General features: G+C 68.3%; 17 protein-coding genes. 6 read left to right on the top strand and 11 right to left on the bottom strand.

The window, feature by feature from the left end:
* Nucleotides 1–13: 13 nt before the first annotated feature.
* Complete coding sequence (locus tag BCO18175_RS09945; RefSeq protein WP_174980432.1) at nucleotides 14–730, bottom strand: DJ-1/PfpI family protein; 717 nt, start codon at nucleotides 728–730, stop codon at nucleotides 14–16.
* 84 nt (nucleotides 731–814) lie between these two features.
* On the opposite strand from BCO18175_RS09945, the gene BCO18175_RS09940 reads away from it, so the two are divergent.
* On the top strand, nucleotides 815–1,747 hold the full coding sequence (locus BCO18175_RS09940; protein ID WP_174980431.1) for a GlxA family transcriptional regulator: 933 nt from the start codon (nucleotides 815–817) through the stop codon (nucleotides 1,745–1,747).
* 83 nt (nucleotides 1,748–1,830) lie between these two features.
* Here the strand turns inward: BCO18175_RS09940 and BCO18175_RS09935 are convergent, their stop codons facing one another.
* Nucleotides 1,831–2,373 (bottom strand): SMI1/KNR4 family protein, encoded by a 543-nt coding sequence (locus BCO18175_RS09935; protein ID WP_174980430.1) that lies wholly within the window; start codon nucleotides 2,371–2,373, stop codon nucleotides 1,831–1,833.
* 285 nt (nucleotides 2,374–2,658) lie between these two features.
* On the opposite strand from BCO18175_RS09935, the gene BCO18175_RS09930 reads away from it, so the two are divergent.
* Together BCO18175_RS09930 and BCO18175_RS09925 are read left to right on the top strand one after the other, a co-directional pair.
* Nucleotides 2,659–2,982, top strand: a complete 324-nt coding sequence (locus BCO18175_RS09930; RefSeq protein ID WP_174969692.1) for a TfoX/Sxy family protein — start codon at nucleotides 2,659–2,661, stop codon at nucleotides 2,980–2,982.
* A gap of 89 nt (nucleotides 2,983–3,071) precedes the next feature.
* Nucleotides 3,072–3,983, top strand: a complete 912-nt coding sequence (locus BCO18175_RS09925) for a hypothetical protein (protein WP_174980429.1) — start codon at nucleotides 3,072–3,074, stop codon at nucleotides 3,981–3,983.
* A gap of 30 nt (nucleotides 3,984–4,013) precedes the next feature.
* On the opposite strand, the gene BCO18175_RS09920 is transcribed toward BCO18175_RS09925, so the two are convergent.
* Complete coding sequence (locus BCO18175_RS09920) at nucleotides 4,014–5,165, bottom strand: branched-chain amino acid ABC transporter substrate-binding protein (protein ID WP_174969656.1); 1,152 nt, start codon at nucleotides 5,163–5,165, stop codon at nucleotides 4,014–4,016.
* Nucleotides 5,166–5,201: 36 nt separating this feature from the next.
* Nucleotides 5,202–6,431, bottom strand: coding sequence for an NAD(P)/FAD-dependent oxidoreductase (locus tag BCO18175_RS09915; protein WP_174980428.1), 1,230 nt, complete (start codon nucleotides 6,429–6,431; stop codon nucleotides 5,202–5,204).
* Nucleotides 6,432–6,661: 230 nt separating this feature from the next.
* Here BCO18175_RS09915 and BCO18175_RS09910 point away from each other — a divergent pair, with 230 nt between their 5' ends.
* Nucleotides 6,662–8,074 carry a PLP-dependent aminotransferase family protein gene (locus tag BCO18175_RS09910; protein ID WP_174969658.1) on the top strand — a complete coding sequence of 471 codons (1,413 nt, stop codon included), beginning with the start codon at nucleotides 6,662–6,664 and terminating at the stop codon, nucleotides 8,072–8,074.
* Nucleotides 8,075–8,084: 10 nt separating this feature from the next.
* Here BCO18175_RS09910 and BCO18175_RS09905 read toward each other — a convergent pair whose 3' ends face one another.
* On the bottom strand, nucleotides 8,085–10,262 hold the full coding sequence (locus BCO18175_RS09905) for a DUF4132 domain-containing protein (RefSeq protein WP_174980427.1): 2,178 nt from the start codon (nucleotides 10,260–10,262) through the stop codon (nucleotides 8,085–8,087).
* Nucleotides 10,263–10,814: 552 nt separating this feature from the next.
* Here BCO18175_RS09905 and BCO18175_RS09900 point away from each other — a divergent pair.
* Nucleotides 10,815–12,239, top strand: coding sequence for a PLP-dependent aminotransferase family protein (locus BCO18175_RS09900; protein ID WP_174980426.1), 1,425 nt, complete (start codon nucleotides 10,815–10,817; stop codon nucleotides 12,237–12,239).
* Between the two features lie 53 nt (nucleotides 12,240–12,292).
* Here BCO18175_RS09900 and BCO18175_RS09895 read toward each other — a convergent pair whose 3' ends face one another.
* The 3 genes from BCO18175_RS09895 to BCO18175_RS09885 all read right to left on the bottom strand — a co-directional run bounded on the left by BCO18175_RS09895 (nucleotide 12,293) and on the right by BCO18175_RS09885 (nucleotide 15,999).
* Nucleotides 12,293–13,732: an MFS transporter gene (locus BCO18175_RS09895; protein ID WP_174980425.1), complete on the bottom strand. Its 1,440-nt coding sequence runs from the start codon at nucleotides 13,730–13,732 to the stop codon at nucleotides 12,293–12,295.
* Between the two features lie 166 nt (nucleotides 13,733–13,898).
* On the bottom strand, nucleotides 13,899–15,050 hold the full coding sequence (locus BCO18175_RS09890; protein ID WP_174980424.1) for a CaiB/BaiF CoA transferase family protein: 1,152 nt from the start codon (nucleotides 15,048–15,050) through the stop codon (nucleotides 13,899–13,901).
* Between the two features lie 7 nt (nucleotides 15,051–15,057).
* Nucleotides 15,058–15,999 carry a hydroxymethylglutaryl-CoA lyase gene (locus BCO18175_RS09885; RefSeq protein WP_174980423.1) on the bottom strand — a complete coding sequence of 314 codons (942 nt, stop codon included), beginning with the start codon at nucleotides 15,997–15,999 and terminating at the stop codon, nucleotides 15,058–15,060.
* Nucleotides 16,000–16,146: 147 nt separating this feature from the next.
* Here BCO18175_RS09885 and BCO18175_RS09880 point away from each other — a divergent pair, with 147 nt between their 5' ends.
* Nucleotides 16,147–17,064, top strand: a complete 918-nt coding sequence (locus tag BCO18175_RS09880) for a LysR family transcriptional regulator (RefSeq protein ID WP_174980422.1) — start codon at nucleotides 16,147–16,149, stop codon at nucleotides 17,062–17,064.
* A 74-nt stretch (nucleotides 17,065–17,138) separates the two neighbouring features.
* On the opposite strand, the gene moaD is transcribed toward BCO18175_RS09880, so the two are convergent.
* From moaD to moaA, 3 genes are read right to left on the bottom strand one after another with little or no spacing between them, the layout of a single operon-like run.
* Complete coding sequence (moaD, locus tag BCO18175_RS09875; RefSeq protein ID WP_174980421.1) at nucleotides 17,139–17,396, bottom strand: molybdopterin converting factor subunit 1; 258 nt, start codon at nucleotides 17,394–17,396, stop codon at nucleotides 17,139–17,141.
* A 56-nt stretch (nucleotides 17,397–17,452) separates the two neighbouring features.
* Nucleotides 17,453–18,022: a molybdenum cofactor biosynthesis protein MoaE gene (locus BCO18175_RS09870; RefSeq protein ID WP_174980420.1), complete on the bottom strand. Its 570-nt coding sequence runs from the start codon at nucleotides 18,020–18,022 to the stop codon at nucleotides 17,453–17,455.
* Nucleotides 18,023–18,068: 46 nt separating this feature from the next.
* Complete coding sequence (gene moaA, locus BCO18175_RS09865) at nucleotides 18,069–19,193, bottom strand: GTP 3',8-cyclase MoaA (protein ID WP_174980575.1); 1,125 nt, start codon at nucleotides 19,191–19,193, stop codon at nucleotides 18,069–18,071.
* Between the last annotated feature and the right edge of the window lie 157 nt (nucleotides 19,194–19,350).

Here is a 19,350-nt window from a genome sequence, read left to right as displayed (position 1 = left end):
GGCTGCCTGCACGTCAAGTCGCCTGCCGGCTCGTGTCCGGCTGCGGGAGGTTCTGCGCCGCACGCGCCACGACCGCATGACGATCGGGCCGCACGCGCTCGAACAGCGCGGACACCGACGCGAGTATGTCGGGCGCGGCCCGCTCCGGACGTCCGCAGTCGAACGGCGGCTCGGGCGCGTATTCGATGCCGAGCTGCACCGCTTGCGCGTAGGTCGGGCCGGCGATGTCGGCCATCACCGCGAGCGCCATGTCGATGCCGGCGGTGACGCCGCCGCCCGTGATGACCGGGCCGTCACGCACCACGCGGCCGTCGTCGACAATCGCGCCGAACGGCGCCAGCAGGTCACGCCACGCCCAATGGCAGGCGGCCCGGCGGCCTTGCAGTAACCCGGCCGCGCCGAGCACCAGCGACCCGCTGCACACGGAGGTAACATAGCGGGCGCCAAGCGCGAGCCGGCGCACCTCGCGGATGAACGCGTCGTCGGCGATCGCGTCGATCACGCCGAGTCCGCCCGGCACGCAGACGAGATCGGCGTGCGCGATGTCGGCGAGCCGCTCGACCTCCGCGATGGCCAGGCCGCTGTCCGCATGTATCGATCCACCGTGCACCGAGGCCCGCCGAATCCGCGCACCCGGAAGACGCCAGAACACTTCGTCCGGCCCGGTGAAATCGAGCTGCGTGACACGATCGAACAATGCGAATACGACGACGAACGGCGTGGTGGCCATCACGAGCTCCCGAAGACATGAACGGCCTGTAGCATCGGGCCGCGCGCCGTCCGTCGCAATGTCATTTCTCCCGCACTTTCTGCCATGACCCATCGCGTCGCCATGCTCGTGTATCCCGGCTTCCAGTTGCTCGATGCCGCCGGGCCCGTCTCCGCGTTCGAGATGGCCGACTACGCGCGCACGCCGTATTACTCGGTTCGCATCGTCGCGGCGCAGCCGGGGCTGGTCCGCAGTTCGTCGGGCGTGAGCTGGCACGCCGAGCCGTTGCCGGAGGCGGCGGACGTCGATACGTTGCTGGTCGCGGGCGGCGATGGCGTCGATGCAGCGATGGCCGACGAAGCGACGTGCGCGTTCGTCCGGCGCTGTGCGGCGCGCGGCATCCGCGTGGCGAGTGTGTGTTCGGGCAGCCTGCTGCTGGCCGCGGCCGGTGTGCTGGACGGCCGGCTCGCGACCACGCACTGGGGCTGCGGCGAGCGCTTCGCGCAGGCGTTTCCGCAGGTGCGGCTGGCGCTCGACCGCATCTACGTGAATGACGGGCCGTTCTGGACGAGCGCCGGCATCACGGCCGGCATCGACCTGACGCTCGCGCTGATCGGCGAGGATCGCGGCGAGCGGCTCGCGCGCGCGGTCGCGAAACGGCTGGTCGTGTACTACCGGCGCCCCGGCGGGCAGTCGCAATTCTCGGCGCTGATCGAACTCGACAGCGCGCAAGGGCGCTTCAAGCCGTTGCTCGACTACATTCGCCGCAATCTCGGCGCGCGCTTGCGCGTGAGCGACCTGGCCGAGCAGGCGTGCATGAGCCCGCGTCAGTTCGCGCGGGCGTTCCAGACGGAAACCGGCCTCACGCCGGCCAAGGCCGTCGAGAAACTGCGCGTGGAGGCCGCCCGCGCCGCGCTGGAAAGCGGTGCGCCGTCGCTGCAGCGCGTGGCGAACGAGTGCGGGTTCGGCGACACGGAGAACATGCGGCGCAGTTTTCACCGCTGGCTGGGCGTTGCGCCGTCGGTATTGCGTTCGTAGACGGGCGTGGCCGCGATCGGCGACGGAACGCGATGCGTTGTTCCGTGGTCGCCGGCCGCTCAGGCGCCGGCCGGATCGTCACGCTACGCAGCCACGCGGGCGAGCCATTCCGCAAAACTGGAGGCGACGTGTTCGCGCTGTTCGTCGTCATGCCAGACCCGGATCACTTGCCCGACCGTGCCGCCTTCCGCGGGATCGAGGTCGACGCACAGATGATTGCCGCTGCCGTCGTGCGTGAACGGAATCCACTTGAGGTTGTACCAGTCGTCGCGGATGCCGGCGGCGGGGTCGGACGTCATGTCGTCGAAGTCGCCGCCGGACACGAGCTTGTTCCAGATCGACCATTGCGCGAGGATTTCGTGCGCGCTCAGCAATGCGTCGATATCGGCGAAGACGGCGTCCGGATCGGCTTGTCCGTCGTGCAGCCGGAGGCTTTCCAGCAGGTCGTCCGGCAGCGTCGCGCCCAGCGCGGCGTGCAATGCGGCGATCGCGTGCTCCGGGGCTGGCCCGTTGAGTCCGCCGGGCAGGCGTGCCGGATCTGCGGCGATCCAGCTTTCGACGCGTTGCCAGGTTTCGCGAACGGCGGGGACGGTTGCGCCGGCAATGGATGTGTCGGATACGCTCATCGGGTTCCTTGCAGAGATGCTTCGAGGCGCGCCGCGATCCGGGCGGCTGGCCCGTGCCGCTCTCCCGGCACGTCGGCGAAGCACGATTTTCGTGAAGCGCTATTGGACGATTCACCGCGCCGTAATGCAACTGTCAGGGATGTCAGGAAGGGGCGGGCGATCGTGAGGGCACGTGCCTGAGTGCGCGCTCCACCGACCAACGGATGACGCACCGCAGCGTATCCGCAATCAGGCGGAACGGTCCGGAGCACGCCAGGGTCATAACTATTTTTCAGGGAGCAGCGAATGGCATCGAGCCAAAGCACAGTGGATTTCATCGTCGAGCAGATGGCGGCGGCCGGCACGGTATCGGCGCGCAAGATGTTCGGCGAATACGGTATTTATTGCGACGGCAAGATGGCCGCGCTCGTCTGCGACGATCGGCTGTTCGTCAAGCCGACGCCCGAAGGCCGCGCGTTTCTCGGTGACTGCGAAGAGGGGCCGCCGTATCCGGGCGCGAAGCCGCATCTCGTCATCTCCGGCGAGCGCTGGGACGATCGCGAGTGGCTGTCGGCACTGATCCGGATCACCGCCGCGCAGTTGCCGGTGCCGGTCAAGCGGAGCCGATAACGGCTCGCTCGCGTGCAATGTTGCGCTGCGGCCAGGCGTATTCTGTGACACATGTGCGCGACCCTCGCGCGCCAGGCGGGAGCACAAGAATGAAGACATCCGGACATCCGCGCGGCACGAGGCTTGCTCGCCGCGCCTGGCACGCGCTCGTCGCGGCCCTGTGCGTCGGCTGGAGCGCGCTGTCGTTCGGCGCGGACGATGCGGCGACGCTGCTCGAGCGTTACCGCAGCCTCGGCCCGCAACTGAAGGACAACGCGTTTCATCGGCCGCTGGTCCTCGAATCGGCGGAAGCGTCGTCGTCGCTGAAGGGCGACATCTATGCGGTGGTCGACTATCCGTACGCGGTCGTGAACGGCCAGCTCGACGATCCCGCGCAGGGCCCCGCGAACTGGTGCGCGGTGCTGATCCTGCACCTGAACACGAAGTATTGCCATGCGTCGACCGGCAGCAACGGCCCGGTGCTCGACGTGAACCTCGGACGCAAGATCCAGCAGAAGCTGCCGGACACCTATCGCGTGCAGTTCCGCTATCGCGTGGCGGCCGCGACGCCCGACTATTTCCAGGTCGACCTGACCGCCGACAGCGGCCCGATGGGCACGAAGGATTACCGGATCGCGCTGGAGGCCGTGCCGGTCGGCGGGTCGCGCACGTTCCTGCATCTCACGTATTCATATGGCTTCGGCACGGTGGGCCGTATGGCGATGAAGACTTACCTCGCGACCGTCGGCAGCGACAAGGTCGGCTTCACGACCGTCAGCGGCGGATCGGCCGCGCAGCCGCAGTACATCGGCGGCGTGCGCGGGCTGCTGGAGCGCAACACGATGCGCTACTACCTCGCGATCGACACGTATCTGGCGACGCTCGACAAGCCGCTCGACCAGCGCCTTGCGCGCTGGTTCGACGCGACCGAGCAGTATCCGCAGCAACTGCACGAGGTCGAGCGCGGCGCGTATATGCAGATGAAAGCGCAGGAGGTGCAGCGGCAGCAGGCGGCGCGGTGACGCCGCCTGCTGCCGACTGCTCGGCGTCGATCAGTTCGACGCGCCGCCGACCGTACGGATGCTGTGCCACTGTCCCTGTTCGACGCGAAACAGCGTGTACGGCGGCTTGATCAGGTCGCCGCGCTCGTCGAACGAGATCTTCCCGGTCACGCCGGTGACCGATACGCCGGGCAGGCTCGCGACGATCTTGGCGCGGTCGGTCGAATCGGCCTTGTGGATCGCCGCGATCATTGCGAGCGCCGCGTCGTACGCGAACGGCGCATACAGCTCGACGTCCTGGTTGAAGCGCGCCTTGTAGCGCTGCGCGAACGCGACGGCCGACGGCAGCTTGTCGAGCGCCGGCCCCGGTTCGAGATCCTGCGTGCCTTCGCCCGAGGTGCCGGCGATCTTCAGGAATGCATTGCTTTTCAGTGCGCCGGCGCCGAACAGTTGCGCGCGGATGCCGAGCGAGCGCATCTGCTTGACGAGCATCGCGCCTTGCTCGTCGAGTCCGCCGAAGAACAGCAGGTCGATGTTGTTGCTCTTCATCGTCGTCAGGATGCCGCGAAAATCGACGGCCTTGTCGTTCGTGTATTCGCGACCGACGACGCTGCCGTGCGCGTCCTTCACGCCTTTCTCGAACGCGTCCGCGAGCCCTTGCCCGAAGGCGGTGCGATCGTCGATGATGCCGATCCGCTTCGCCTTCAGCTGCTCGACCGCGAAGCGGCCGGCCACCACGCCGCCGACGCCGTCGTGCCCCATCGTGCGGAACACGTTCTTGAAGCCCTGCATCGTCAGCTGCGGATTGGTCGAGCCCGGCGTGATCATCGCGACGTTCGCCTGCCGGTAGACGGCCGATGCGGGAATGCTGCAGCCCGAGTTGTAGTGGCCGACCACGCCGACTACACCGTCGTCGACGAGCTTCTGCGCGACCTGGATCGCGATGCGCGGATCGGCCTGGTCGTCCTGCACGTCGAGCACGAAGCGTACGGGCTTGCCGCCCACGGTCGGATGTTTCGCGTTCTCTTCGTCGAGCGCGAGTTGCGCGCCGTATTGCAGATCCTTGCCGACGCGCGCGACGGGCCCCGTCAGCGGGCCGGCGAAGCCGATCTTGATGGTCTCCGGGTCCGCGGCCTGAGCGGATGCCGCGACCGTGCCGATCGAGCAGACGGCCAGCCATACCAGCCAGTTACGACGATTCATGATGCCTCCTTGCAGGGGTGGAAGTCGCGGCGCGCGTCAGAATCGCGCGGCCCGGTACGGTGTGAGGTCCAGCGGCGGCGCGCGCTGGGCGACGAGGTCGGCGACGATTTGCCCGGTGATGCCGGCGAGCGTCACGCCGAGATGCTGATGACCGAATGCATGGATCACCCGCGCGCTGCGCCGCGCGCGGCCGATGACGGGCACGCCGTCCGGCAGCGTCGGCCGGAAGCCGAGCCAGCTGCGCGTCGGAGTGCCGAGCGCCGGCACGGCTTCGCGTGCGGAACGCGTGAGCAGCGCGATGAGCGACGGATTCATCGGCGCGTCGAAGCCGCCGAGTTCGACGGTGCCGGCCGCGCGCAGCCCTTCGTCGAGCGGCGTCATGTAGAAACCGCGCTCGGCCCAGCCGACCGGTCGCGTGACGATCGACTCATGCGCGCCGAACTGCACGTGATAGCCGCGCTCGGTATCGAGCGGCACCGTGTCGCCGCACGCGGCCGCGAAGGCGCGCGAACGGGCGCCGGCGGCGATGACGGCGTGATCGAACGCGCGCACGGTACCGCCCGCATGCACGTTCACGCTGTCGCCGGCGGGCTCGATCCGTTCGACCCGCACGCGTTCGAGCGTCGCGCCGCCGGTGGCGAGGTGCGCGAACAGTTCGCCGAGAAACCCGCACGGATCGGAGAAATTCCAGCTGCCGACGAACAGCACGCCGCGCGTGAAGATCGGCGCGAGCGCGGGCTCGAGCTGGCGGATCGCGCTCGCGTCGAGCGTCTCGAACGGCACGCCGAGCCGGCGCCGCAGCGCGAGCGACGGCTGCGCGGCGTCGAACGACGCCTGCCGCGCATACAGGTACAGGCATTCGCGCGGCCGCACGAACGCCGCGAGCCGCGAGGCGCCCAGCAGCGGCGCATAGCCGTCGGCGGCGCGCGACAGCAGCGCGGCCAGCGCGGTCGCGCTGCGTGCGTGGTGAGCGGGTGTCGACGCGAGCAGGAACCGCGCGAGCCACGGCGCGCCGTGCAGCAGGTACGGCCAGCGGATGCGCAGCGGGCTGTCGGCGGCGAACAGGAAGTGGGGCATGTCGCGGAACACCGACGGGCCGTTCACCGGCACGCAGCCGTACGGCGCGAACGTCGCGGCATTGCCGAACGACGCGCCCTGGCCGACGCCGTCCGGATCGAACAGCGTCACGCGATGCCCGTCGCGCTGCAGCCATGCCGCCGCGCCGAGCCCGATGAAGCCTGCACCCACGATGGCGACATTCGCCATGACGCGCCCCTCCGGTCCACATGATTCACACAAAGTTGAGATAAAGAATCACACAGTAATTTTTTGTGTGCAATCAAAATGAGATTGTGTGGCGCCAGTGTTTACCCGATTCCAACCGACTGATTCAACAGACATTTCTGCTGACGTTTGACGGGGAGGGGATGTCGGCTACAATCGCTGGACAGGTCAAAATGGCAGACAAACGCTTTTTGTGTGGTCACATGCGACAAATGGCATCAGACAAACTTTCCGGCGAGCGCGATAGCAGCCTGCCGGCGCAGGCGAAGCGGCCGACTTATGTCGAGGTATCGAGCTCGATCGAGGAGGAAATCCGCAACGGAACGTATCCGCCGGGCAGCCGCCTGCCGCCGCAGCGCCAGCTCGCGACCGAGCTCGGCATCAATGTGTCGACCGTGTCCCGTGCGTACAAGGAATTGCAGCTGCGCGGCCTCGTGATCGGCAGCAAACGCCGCGGCTCGCTCGTCACCGGCGGCGCGATGCCGAGCATCGAGCCGGCGCGCGCGTCGCTCGCGGCGGGCAACGGCGTGATCGACCTGACCGTGAACCGTCCCGCGACCGGCGAATTTCTCGCGAGCCTCGCGCAGACGTTCGGCACGCTGCCGAACGATCCGCGTTTCGCCGCGCTGCAGGAATACCAGCCGCCGCAGGGCCCCGACTGGGCGCGCGCGGCCGGCGCACAGTGGCTGGCCGCGCCGGGCTTCGCGCCGTCGCGCGACCAGGTGGTCGTCACGAGCGGCGCGCAGCACGGGCTGTACGCGGTGCTGAACAGCCTGATCGGCACCGACGGCGTGATCGTGGCCGATCGCCTCACGTATTACGGGCTCAAGGCGCTCGCGCCGGTGTTCCAGTTCGAGATCGTCAGCGCGCCTGCCGACGACGACGGCCTGCTGCCCGACGAGATCGAGCGGATCTGCCAGCGCATGCCGGTCAAGGCGATCTTCGTCGTGCCGAACCTGCAGAACCCGACCGTGACGACGATGAGCCTCGCGCGCCGGATGGCGCTCGTCGACATCGCGCGGCGTCATCACGTGACGATCATCGAGGACGACGTGTACGGCCCGCTCGTGCGCGACCGGCTGCCGGCGATCGCGGGGCTGTGCCCGGAACTGACGTTCCATATCGGCGCGACGTCGAAGATCCTCGCGCCGGGGCTGCGCCTCGGCTACCTGAGCTGCCCGCGCGACAGCGTCGCCCTGTGCGCGGAGGCGGTGCGCACGACTGCATGGATGCCGGCCCCCACGTCGATGCTGATCGCGACGGTCTGGATCGAGGACGGCACCGCCGAGCGGATCATGGCCGCGCAACTCGCGGAGATCCGCGCACGGGTCGATCTCGCAAGGGAGCTGCTGCCGGCCGGCCAGCTGAAATCCGACCCGGCGTGCATGTTCGTGTGGCTGCGCCTGCCGCCGCCGTGGCGGGCTGACGACTTCGCCGCGAATGCGAAGGCGCGCGGCGTGATCGTGATGCCGTCGTCGACGTTCGCGGTCGATCGCGCGGAAATCGAGCACGGCGTGCGCATCAACCTCGCGTGCCCGGCCACCCGCGACGAACTCGTCAACGGGCTGCGGATTCTCGCCGGCACGCTGAAGGACCGGCCGCGCGCGCTGTTCGGTTCGATCTGAGCGCCGCTGCTCAATCGAGCAACCCCGCAACGACGTCGACGATCCGCTGCAGCAGCGCTTCGTCGTAAGGCAGCCACGGCACCGCGCGCAGCGGCGACGGCGGCGGCTCGATCGCGGGTTCGACGGGTTCGCCGTCGCGCATCACGCGCCCGGTCGCGCAATGTACCGACCACGCGCCGACGCGCACATGGCGTTCGTCGATCGTCATCTTCCCTTGCGCCAGCGGCCCGGCGAACACGAGCGACAGCACGTGCCGGCGATGCCGCGCCATCGTGCCCAGCGGCACATCCGACAACCGGTTCAGGCGCTGCCAGCGTTCCGCTTCGCGCTCACGCTGGCGCACCGGGTCGACCGTGAGTGCAGCGGCGGCCGCGCGTGTTGCGTCGTCGTCGAGCGCGAACGCGGCGACACTCACGAGCAGGTCAACGGCGCGCGCCACTTCCGAGAACACGACGCGATCGATCTCGCCGATCGGCAACGGCACCCAGCGCCGGTCGTGCCGGCGTTCGACGTGCAGCCGGCGCGACGTGCCGTGGCTTTCCGAGCCCGGATAGAGCCGCGCATCGACGAAGAAGGTCGCACGCACGTCGCCGAATTCGCGGACGAGCCCGTCGTCGTACGCGCGGATCGACCAGCCTTCGCGGCGCGCGACGCCGAGCAGCGGCCGGCTCGACAGCACGTGGCCTTCGAACATCGCGGAATCGCTGGCCGATGCATCGCCGTCGGCCGGCACGTAGTATTCGCGGAAGGCCTGCCTGACCGGTTGCCGCAGCGTGCGGCCGACGATCGCGCGTTGCCACGCGAGCCGTTCGTCCGCGTCGGCCAGCAGCGGGTGCCATAGCCGGATATCGCTGTCGCCGGCGAGGTCGATCGCATGCCCGGCCGCGTCGCGCAGCACGACCTTGCCCTTCGCGATGTCCGGCATGAACGACTGCGTCGAGCCATCGGGGCCGCGCGCGTGCCAGATCGTGCGCGCGGCGAACGCGGCGCCGGCCGGCGCATCGACGAGGCGCTCGCGCCATTCGGCATGGCCGAGCGTCATCGACTGCCAGAAGCCGGCTTCCATGCACGTGGCAAGCATCGCGAGCTGCTTCTTGTCGGGCTTCGCGTCGAGCGTCATGCGCAGCGCGGTGTGCGGCCGCTCGCCGAGCGCGCGCTCGGCCGGTTTCAGGTTGCGCGCGAGTTTCTTCTGCACGCCGGCATGACGCACGGTGGCCAGCGCGTCGCGCAGCGCACGCACGCTCTCGGGCGTGGGGATCGTCTCGACCGCGTGGCCGAGCGCGATCGCGAGCGACTGCGACGGCGCGGTTTTCGCGGTTGTCGGCGCGACGCACACGCCGGTCAGCAGCGGCCCGATCAGCGGGCGCAGCCACGCTTCGTCGCGATAGGCGGCCACGCGTGCGGCGCGCGCGACGACCTGCGCGTCGTCGGTCGTGAACGCGCGATCGGCTTCGTATGGAACGGCGCCCGCATGGAGCGCCGCGACCTGTTGCGCGGCTTCGGTCAGCGCATCGCGCGCGAAGGCGACGTACGCGGCGTCTTCCGCGAGCGTGACGGCCGGATCGCTGAAGTCGAGCCACAGCCGCCTCGGCGCGAAGTAGCCATCGTTCGTCGCGGCCAGCGCGAGCAGCGCGGCCGGCCCGAGTTCGGGCAGCACGTCGAGTTCGCGCACGCGAAACGGCGAATCCGCCAGCGCTTGCGCATACGCGTCGCGTCGCACCGAGAAGTCGCGGCGGCCGGCGAACCGGTCGAGCGCATACACGCCGTAGGTGCTGGATCCCGAGCGCACGTCGCCTTCCTCCGGTTCGCCCGCAATGCGCGCGAGTTCGACTTGCAGCGCCGGCGACGGCAGGGTGTCGAGGCAGGGCAACTCCTCCAGCGCGCGTTTCCACCCGCCGGCCGGGATGTCGCGGAACAGTTCGAGCGCGGCATCGGCGCCGACGAGCGGCACGAGTCCGAGCGCATCGATCTGCCCGTGCAGCCAGCGCGCGAATTCGGCGCGCGGATCGTCGAATGCGTGGTCGCGCAGCATGATCTCGTGCTCGACACGGCGCAGTGCCGGCCACACGGCGCCGAGCGCGTGCGCGTCGAGCGTCGACAGGTCGATCGGCGCGCCGGTGAAGCGCGGGTGGTCGGCGCGGCCGGTCAGCCGCGCGACGAGCTGGTCGACGAGGGCGCGATCAGTCATCCGCGGCCTCCTGGCCGGCCGCGTCGTTCCGGCGCCATTTCTGTACGTGCCGGGCGGCGCGGATCCTGCCGCCGAGGGCGGATGCCTGTTCGATCGTGTACTGCATGGTCTGACTCCGGCAGTGAAAACCGTGCGGACGCACAGTATTGCACCCCAATTGATGCAACCCCGCGAAAGGCCGTGCGGCGGGCGTTTCGGGCCGATCCGGCCACGCCGCGCAACGCTTCCGGCCGCCCGGCCATTTCATAAGACGTACAGTTCTCTCACCATGCGCGATTCGCGCCGAACTGTACTCTTGTTCGCGTGGCCGATGTGTGTACTCGCCGCCAACTGTTCTGCTCTTAAGATTTCATCATCAAGTGCACAGTGCCGCAGATCCAGTCGTTCCGGAACCCTGTTGGCGCATCTTCAAGAGAGAGCCAGTGCGATGGAAAAGGCAAAACCGGAGGGAAAGATCAGGAATCACGACGGCCCGGTCGGCGGGCGAAACACGTGCGTATCCGACGCAAACGGCAGGGCAGCACGGCTGCGCGGGCCGGCGGGAGGCGCGCGATGAAACTCTATGAAAAACTCGCGGACGACATCGAGCGCCTGATCCGCCAGGGCGTGTACCGGCATGGCGACCGGATTCCGTCGGTGCGGCAGGCGAGCCAGCAGCACCGGATCAGCATTACGACCGTGCTGCATGCGTATCTGCTGCTGGAAAGCCGCGGGCTGCTCGAAAGCCGTCCGCAGTCCGGCTATTTCGTGAACCTGCGGCGCGACGACAGCCATGCGCCGGTGCGCGAACTGCGACCGTCGAAGCCGATCGCGATCTCGTCGTCGGTCGACGTGAGCCGGCTCGTGCTGTCGACGCTGCGCTCGATCGGTACCGACGACGCTGTGCCGCTCGGCTCGCCGTATCCGGACCCGAGCCTGTTCCCGTTCGAGAAGCTGAACCGCTACGCGTATGCAGCCGGCCGCGACAAGTCGCTGTGGGGCGTGACGGACGGGCTGCCGCCCGGCCATCCGCGGCTGATCCGGCAGATCGCGCGCCGCTACCTGGAAAACGGGATGTCGGTGGACCCGAACGAGATCATCGTGACGGTCGGCGCGACGGAGGCGATCAACCTGTGCCTGCAGGCCGTTGCGAAGCCGGGCGACACGATCGCGGTGGAGTCGCCGACGTTCTACGCGATGCTGCACGCGATCGAACGGATGGGGATGAAGGCGATCGAGGTGGCGACGCATCCGGAATACGGGATCGACATCGCGGCGCTGGCCGCGATCGCGAAGTCGCAGCCGATCGCCGCGTGCATGGTGATGCCGAACTTCCAGAACCCGCTCGGCTTCCAGATGCCGGACGAGCGCAAGCGCGAGCTGGTCGAGTTCGCCACGAAGGCCGGGATGCCGCTGATCGAGAACGGCGTGTACAACGAACTGTATTTCGGCGATGCACATCCGAGTTCGCTGAAGTCCTATGACCGCAGCGGGATCGTGCTGCACTGCTCGTCGTTCTCGAAGAGCCTGACGGCGGCGTACCGGATCGGCTGGGCGCTGCCGGGCCGCTATCGCGACCAGGTCGAGAAGCTGAAATTCCTGAACACGCTCGCGACGCCGTCGCTACCGCAGCTCGCGATCGCGGAGTTTCTCGAACGCGACGGCTACGAGCATCACCTGCGGCGCCTGCGCAAGGCGTATGCGCAGCAGGCGAACCTGATGCGCGCGATGGTGTCGCGGTTTTTCCCGGAGGGCACGCGCATTTCCAGCCCGGCGGGCGGCTACGTGCTGTGGATCGAACTGCCCGCGCAGGTCGATGCGATGCGGCTGTACCAGCTCGCGCTGGAGCAGGGGATCACGATCGGGCCCGGCTACATGTTCTCGATCACGGACAGTTACCGGAACTTCATCCGGCTGAACTACAGCAGCCCGTGGTCGCCGGAGATCGAGCAGGCGGTGATCACGGTCGGGAAGCTGGCCGCGGCGTGCATGCGGTAGAAGGGTGGGTTCTTGCCTGGCGCCGTCCGGCGTAACCCGGACGGTTCCAGGCGTCAGCGATTGAGCTCCTCGAGCCGCACGCCGTTGGTCCTTGGGCCGAACGCGCCAATGACGACGACCACGACCAGCATGAATACGGTGATCCCGGTGAACACGCCGGGCACGCCGAAGTCCTTCAGCAGCGCCGCGATGATGAAGCCCGACATCATCGCGCCGGCGCGGCTGGCCGAATACGCGATGCCGCTTGCGCGGGAGCGCACCTCGGTCGGGAACAGCTCGCACTGGTATGCGTGATACGCGACGGAGATCGTCTGCCCGGCGAGGCTGATCAGCACGCCGAGCACGATGAGCGGCACGACGGTCCTGACCTGCGCGAACGCGAGCCCGCAGACGATCACGGCCAGCGCACCGCCGACGATCAGGTGCTTGCGCTGGATCCGGTCCGCATAGCGCATCGCGAGCAGCGGCCCGGCCGGCATCGCGAACGCGATGACGAACGCATACAGCAGGCTCTTCGTGACGGTGATGCCCTGGCCGATCAACAGTGTCGGCACCCAGTTCGCGAATCCGTAATAGCCGATGGCCTGGCAGAAGTTGAACGCGACGAGCATCAGCAGACGGGCACGATAGGGTGCGCGCCACAATGCCGCGAACGCCGCGCTGCGCACTTCAGGGGCTTCGCTCGCCGGTGCGGGCGGCGGCAGCGGCATGCCCGACTCGCGCTCGGCGATCGCTTCCATCCGGCTCACGATCCGCTCGCTTCGTTCTGCATCGCCGTGCGCGGCCAGCCACCGCGGGCTTTCGGGCACCGCGCGGCGGATGAACCAGACGATCACGGCGCCGGCCGAGCCGGCCAGTACCACGATGCGCCAGCCGTCGAGCCCGAACACCGTCGCGGGAACGAGCCACCACGACAGGATCGCCGCGACCGGTGCGGCGGCGAACATCACCAGCTGGTTGAACGCGATCGCGCGGCCGCGCATCTGCTGCGGCACGAGTTCGGTCACGTAGGTGTCGATCGTGACGATCTCCAGCCCGACGCCGATGCCGGTGATGAAGCGCCACAGCAGCACGCCTTCGGGCGTCGTCTGGAATGCCATGATGGCCGAGCCGATCGAGTACCACAGCAGCGAGTACGTGAAGACGGCGCGGCGCCCGTAGCGGTCCGGCATCCAGCCGAAGCCGAACGTGCCGACGAACAGCCCCGCGAAGGTCGCCGCGATGAAGGCGGCGATGCCGGTGAAGCCGAAGAATGCCTGCGTGGTGGTTTGCAACAGGCCGCTTTTGGCCATGCCCGGCGCGATATAGCCGGTAAAGATCAGGTCGTAGACTTCGAAGAAGCCGCCGAGGGAGATCAGCAGCACGAGCATCCACTGGTGCCGGGTGATCGGTAGCCGGTCCATGCGCGCGGAGATGTCCGCGCCGGCGCGGATGCCGGCGCGTACCTGCGGCGTATCGAGCGGGGCGCCGCCCGCGGTGACGGTCTGATGCATGGGTTGTCTCCTGATCCTCTGACGGGCGGCATGCTTCTTCGAGCTGCCTGCCTTTAAAACGGTTATAGGCGAGCGCGATGTGGACGGCGCGCCCAATTCATGGCGGCGCGCGACCGGGCCTGCATCGACGCCGGCCGACTGCTGCCGGACCGGCATCGGCTGCCGCTCATGCGACCGCGCGGCGTTTCAGCCGTGCCAGCACTTCCTGCGTGTGCTCGCCGACGCGCGCGAGCGCCTGACGCACGCCGGGCCGTCGTCCGCCCATCGTGATCGGCAGCAGCACGACATCGGTCGTGTGGCCGTCGTCGGTCTGCATCGGCACGAGTCCACCGCTCGCTTTCAGGTGCGGATCGTCGAGCAGTTGCTCGGGACGGACGATCGGCGCATACGGAATGCCGGCCGCTTCGAGTTTCGGCGACAGCTCGGCGGCGCGATGGTCCTTCAGGATCGCGCCGAGCCGTTCGAGCAACCGCGGCCGCACGGCGACCCGCTGCGCGTTGGTGGCGAACTCCGGTTCGGCGGCGAGCCCGGGGCACGCGAGCACGTCGCACAGCGTGACGAACTGCCGGTCGCTGACCGCGCCGATGAACAGCTGTTCGCCGTCCGCGAGCGTGAACACGTCGTAGACGCTCCACGCGGACACGCGCGCCGGCATCGGCGGCGGCGGTTCGTGCGTCATCGCGTACTGCTGCATGTGCTGCGCGCACAGAAACACGCAGTTCTCGAACAGCGCGCTCTGCACTTCCTGCCCGCGGCCCGTGCGATCGCGTTCGCGCAGCGCGGCGAGCACGCCGATCGCACCGAACATGCCGCCCATGATGTCGTTGACCGACGTGCCGGCGCGCAGCGGCCGGCCGACCGGCCCCGTCATGTACGACAACCCGCCCATCATCTGCACGACTTCGTCGAGCGCGAGGCGCCGGTCGTACGGGCCGGGCAGGAAGCCCTTGTGCGTCACGTAGACGAGCGCCGGGTAGCGGGCCGACAGCGTGTCGTAGTCGAGGCCGAGCGTCGCCATCAGGCCGGGCCGGAAATTCTCCAGCATCACGTCGCAGGTGCCGATCAGTTCGACCGCGGCCGCCTTGCCTTCGGGCGTATGGAGATCGAGCACGACGCTCTTCTTGTTGCGGTTGAACGAACGGAAGAAGCCGATGCCGAGGCCGGGCAGGTTGCGCGTCTTGTCTCCGCCGGGCGGCTCGATCTTGATCACTTCGGCGCCGAGATCGGCGAGGATCATCCCGCACGTCGGCCCCATGACCATGTGCGTGAATTCGATGACGCGAATGCCGTCGAGTGGAAGTCGGGTGTCGTGGTTCATGATGGATTCAGACGGTGGTGGTGGCCGCGGCGGCGTGGGTGGCCGGCAGGCCCGCGCGCCACAGCGCGCCGTGCAGTGTTTCGCCGTCGAGCCAGCGCGCGACCTTCGCGCGCAGCGTCAGCAGCGCGGCAATGTCGATGCCGGTTTCGATCCCCATGTCGGCGAGCATGAACGCGAGGTCTTCGCTCGACGCGTTGCCGCTCGCGCCGGGCGCATGCGGGCACCCGCCGATGCCGGCGAGCGTCGCGTCGAAGCGGGCGACACCCGTTTCGAGCGCCGCGTACACATTCGCGAGCGCGAGGCCGCGGGTGTCGTGAAAGTGGCCGCACCAGAAGCGCTCGCCCGCGGCGGCGCGCGCCTTGCCGAACAGTTCACCGACGGCGGCCGGCCCCGCGTAGCCGACCGTATCGGCGATGCTCACGCGATCGGCGCCGGCATCGAGCAACGCATGCAGGTAACGCAGCACCGCGGACTGCTCGACGCGGCCCTGGATCGTGCAGCCGAACGCGGTGCCGATGCCGCCTTCGATCAGCGTCTTCGAGCCGGCCGCATCGCGCGCGGCGCGGATGCGCGCCACCTCGGCGACGACTTCGTCGGGTGTCTTGCGCAGGTTCGCGATGCTATGCGCGCGGCTCGCCGAGAGCGGCACCAGCATCAGGTCGGCACCTGCGTCGAGCGCGTGCTCCGCGCCCTTGAGGTTCGGCACCAGCACCGACACGCACAGGCCGGGCAGCGTCTTCGCATACGACACGAGCTCGGCCGTATCGGCCAGTTGCGGGAGCAGGCGCGCGGGCACGAACGATCCGACCTCGATTTCGCGCTGACCGGCCGCGTACGCGTCGCCGATCCACTCGATCTTGTGTTTCGTCGGAAGAATGCGCGGGATGCTTTGCAGCCCGTCGCGCAAGCCCACTTCGCGTATGACTGCATGCTGGGGGAACGACCGCATGTCGCTTGTCTCCGTTGATTTCGCCCGTGTCGATGCACCGGCGTCGTGCTAACTTTAGACATTCCTGATGGACATTAAAGCGGTATTTCGGAACCGTCACGTTTCCGAAATGGAATGTCTGAATGCTTGATTGCCTGGAGACGGCGGATGCGCGACATCGACCTGAAAACGCTGCGGCTGCTGGTGGCCGTGTGCGATCACCGCAACATGGCGCGGGCGGCGGAGGCGGTTCATATCGAGCCGTCGGCGATCAGCAAGCGCATCGCGCAACTCGAAAGCGACCTCGGCGTGCGGCTGCTCACGCGCTCGCGGCGCGGCGTCGAGCCGACGGCCGCGGGCAATGCGTTGCTCGAGCACGCGCGCAGCGTGCTTTTCACGATGGAGCGCATCGCGAGCGATATCGCCGCGTTCGGCGGCGGGCTGAAGGGGCGCGTCAGCATCTGCGCATCGGCGTCTGCGATCGCGGAGGCACTGCTCGACGACATTTCGTCGTTCATGCGCGAACCGGCCAACGAGAACATCCGGGTCGACGTGGAAGAGCGGTTGTCGTCCGAACTCGTGCGGCAGTTGCGCGAAGGCGCGGCGAGCGTGGGCGTGTGCTGGGACAACGTCGATCTTCAGGGCCTGCAGCATCGGCCATATCGGCAGGACCGGCTGGCGCTGGCCGTGCATCGCGATCATCCGCTCGCGAACGCGCCGTCGCTGAGCTTCGAGCAGACGCTGGGCTACGAGCATGTCGGCCTGCTGCCGACGACTGCCGTCCACACGCTGCTGCAGCGCGCGGCCGCCGATGCCGGCACGACGGTGTCGTATCGCGTGATCGTGTCGGGTTTCGATGCCGCGTTTCGCGTCGTCGCGGCCGGGCTCGGGATCAGTGTCGTGCCGATGGAAGTGGCCGACACGTATCGGCCGGTGTTCGGCATCAAGGTGATCCCGCTCGTCGATGCGTGGGCGAAGCGCCGGTTCGTCGTCTGCTTCAGGAGCTTCGAGGCGCTGCAACCGGCCGCGCAACGGATGGTCGACTATCTGTCGAGCCGGGCCGCGATGCCGGCCGTGAGCGGCTGATACGCAACGCCAACGCGTGCGAACGGCGACGGGCGATCGATGTCATGCCGGATTCCTTCCGGCTCGTCGTGATGTCAGCCGCCCGTCACCGGCGGGAAAAACGCCACTTCGCTATCCTCCCGCACGACGAATTCCCCCGTCACCATCTCGAGATTCACGGCGGCCCGCACGGGCCGGCCCATCCGCAGTGCTTCCGCGCTGCGCGCGTCGCGTGCGGCCAGCGTGTCGCGCAGCGCGTCGACGGTGAGTTCGCGTGCATCGATCTCGACGATTTCCTCGTCGAGATCGAGTTGTTCGCGGATGCTTGCAAAGTATTTGATCGTCAGTTTCATCGCGATGTCTTGAAAGGAATCACTCGGCGGAATCGGAACACGCGCAGCGCATACGCTCAGCCCCAGCGCCGCATTGCCTGGTCGTCGTGCGCCTTCGCCTCGACCCAGCCGGATACACCGTCGTGGCGGATCTCCTTCTTCCAGAACGGTGCGTGGGTCTTCAGAAAGTCCATCAGGAATTCGCACGCATCGAACGCGGATCCGCGATGCGCGGCGGCCACCACGACCAGCACGACCGCCTGGCCGAGCGGAATGCGCCCGACGCGATGCACGATCTTGATCGCTTCGAGCTGCCAGCGCGCGCTGGCTTCCTCGACGATGCTCCACAGGGCCTGTTCGGTCATCGTCGGATAGTGCTCGACCTCGAGCGCGATCACATCGTCGACGTCGCCTTCGTTGCGCACGACACCGAGGAAATTCACGACCGCGCCGACATTCGGATTGCGAACGATCGGCGCGAGCTCGGCGCCTGCGTCGATCGATGCGTATTGCACGCGAACTTCGAAGCCGGCGGCAATCGACGGTGGCGGCTCGGGGTGCGGGTCGGTCGTGTTGTCGGGAGTGGCGCTGCCGGCGCGCAACGGATCGTCCGGCAGCCCGGCACGGGATTCGGTGAAAGTCGTCATGACGATTCTCCTGTAGGCGGTGCGTCCTGGGTCGCGCGGCGGCCCCTCAGCCGCCGACCAGCGACATGCGCACGGTCGGGTAGGTCTTGCCCGGCGCACGGGCAGGCCGTGCGGCCCGGCGCTCGGAATAGCGGTCGTCGCGGTGCGTCCAGCGATCGCGCACGGCGGCGGCGAGGTCGGCGCTCGACGCTGTGTCGTCGAGCCACGGCCGCAGGTCGGTGCCTTGCGTCGCGAACAGGCACGTGTAGAGCTGTCCGTCGGCCGACACACGGGCGCGAGAGCACGTGCCGCAGAACGGATGCGACACGCTCGCGATGAAGCCGACTTCGCCCGCGCCGTCGATGTGCGCGCAACGGATCGCGGTTGCGTCGTGCCCCGGCTCGCCGACGAGCACGAGCGGATAGTGTTCGTCGATCAGTTCGCGCATCCGTGCGGCCGGTACGACCTTGTCGCCGGACCAGAAGCTCGCGCCGCCGACGTCCATGTACTCGATGAAGCGCACGGCCACGCCGGTATGACGGAAGTGCCGCACGAGCGGCAGGATCTGGTCGTCGTTCGCGCCGCGTTCGATCACCGCGTTGACCTTGACCGGCGCGAGCCCGGCCGCCTGCGCGGCCTCGATGCCGTCCAGCACGCGCGACACGGGCGCGTCGGCATCGCTCATCCGGCGGAACACCGCGTCGTCGAGCGCATCGAGGCTGACGGTCACGCGCGACAGGCCCGCATCGCGCAGCGTGCGCGCCTTCGTGGCCAGCAGCGAGCCGTTCGTCGTCAGCGCGATTTCGACGGGCTTGCCGTCGACGGTCGTGAGCGTGGCGAGGCGTTCGATCAGTGCTTCGAGGTTGCGGCGCAGCAGCGGCTCGCCACCCGTGATGCGGATCTTTTCGACACCGAGCGACGTGAACGCGCGGGCGATTTTTTCGAGTTGCGCGAACGACAGGCGCTCGGACGACGGCATGAATGCGTAGTCGGTGCCGAAGCTTTCGCGCGGCATGCAGTAGCCGCAGCGGAAATTGCACTGGTCGATCACGGACAGGCGCAGGTCGCGCAGCGGGCGGCCGAGCGTGTCGGACGTGCGGGGGAAAGCGCCGGGCGATGCGCCGCCGGAAGGTGCGGCAGCGGCCGGCGCGGCGGAAGCGATGGCATTCACGATCGGTTCGTCGGCCTGCAAGAAGTAAGCGGTGGGGCGTCGCCGGTCGGCCGTGCGTGTGCGGATGTGCAGGCGCATGGCGCGTGACGAGCCTCTTCGTGAGGATAGTCCGCCGGGTTTTTCCGGCAGGGACACAATCGCGCCCGAATTGCAGGAATACAGTTCGCCGAGCGGCCGG

It is taken from the genome of Burkholderia lata, from assembly GCF_902499335.1.
Classification (GTDB): domain Bacteria; phylum Pseudomonadota; class Gammaproteobacteria; order Burkholderiales; family Burkholderiaceae; genus Burkholderia; species Burkholderia lata_B.
Note: the sequence above shows the minus strand (reverse complement) of the source record. Positions and strands in the feature narration are given on the sequence as shown.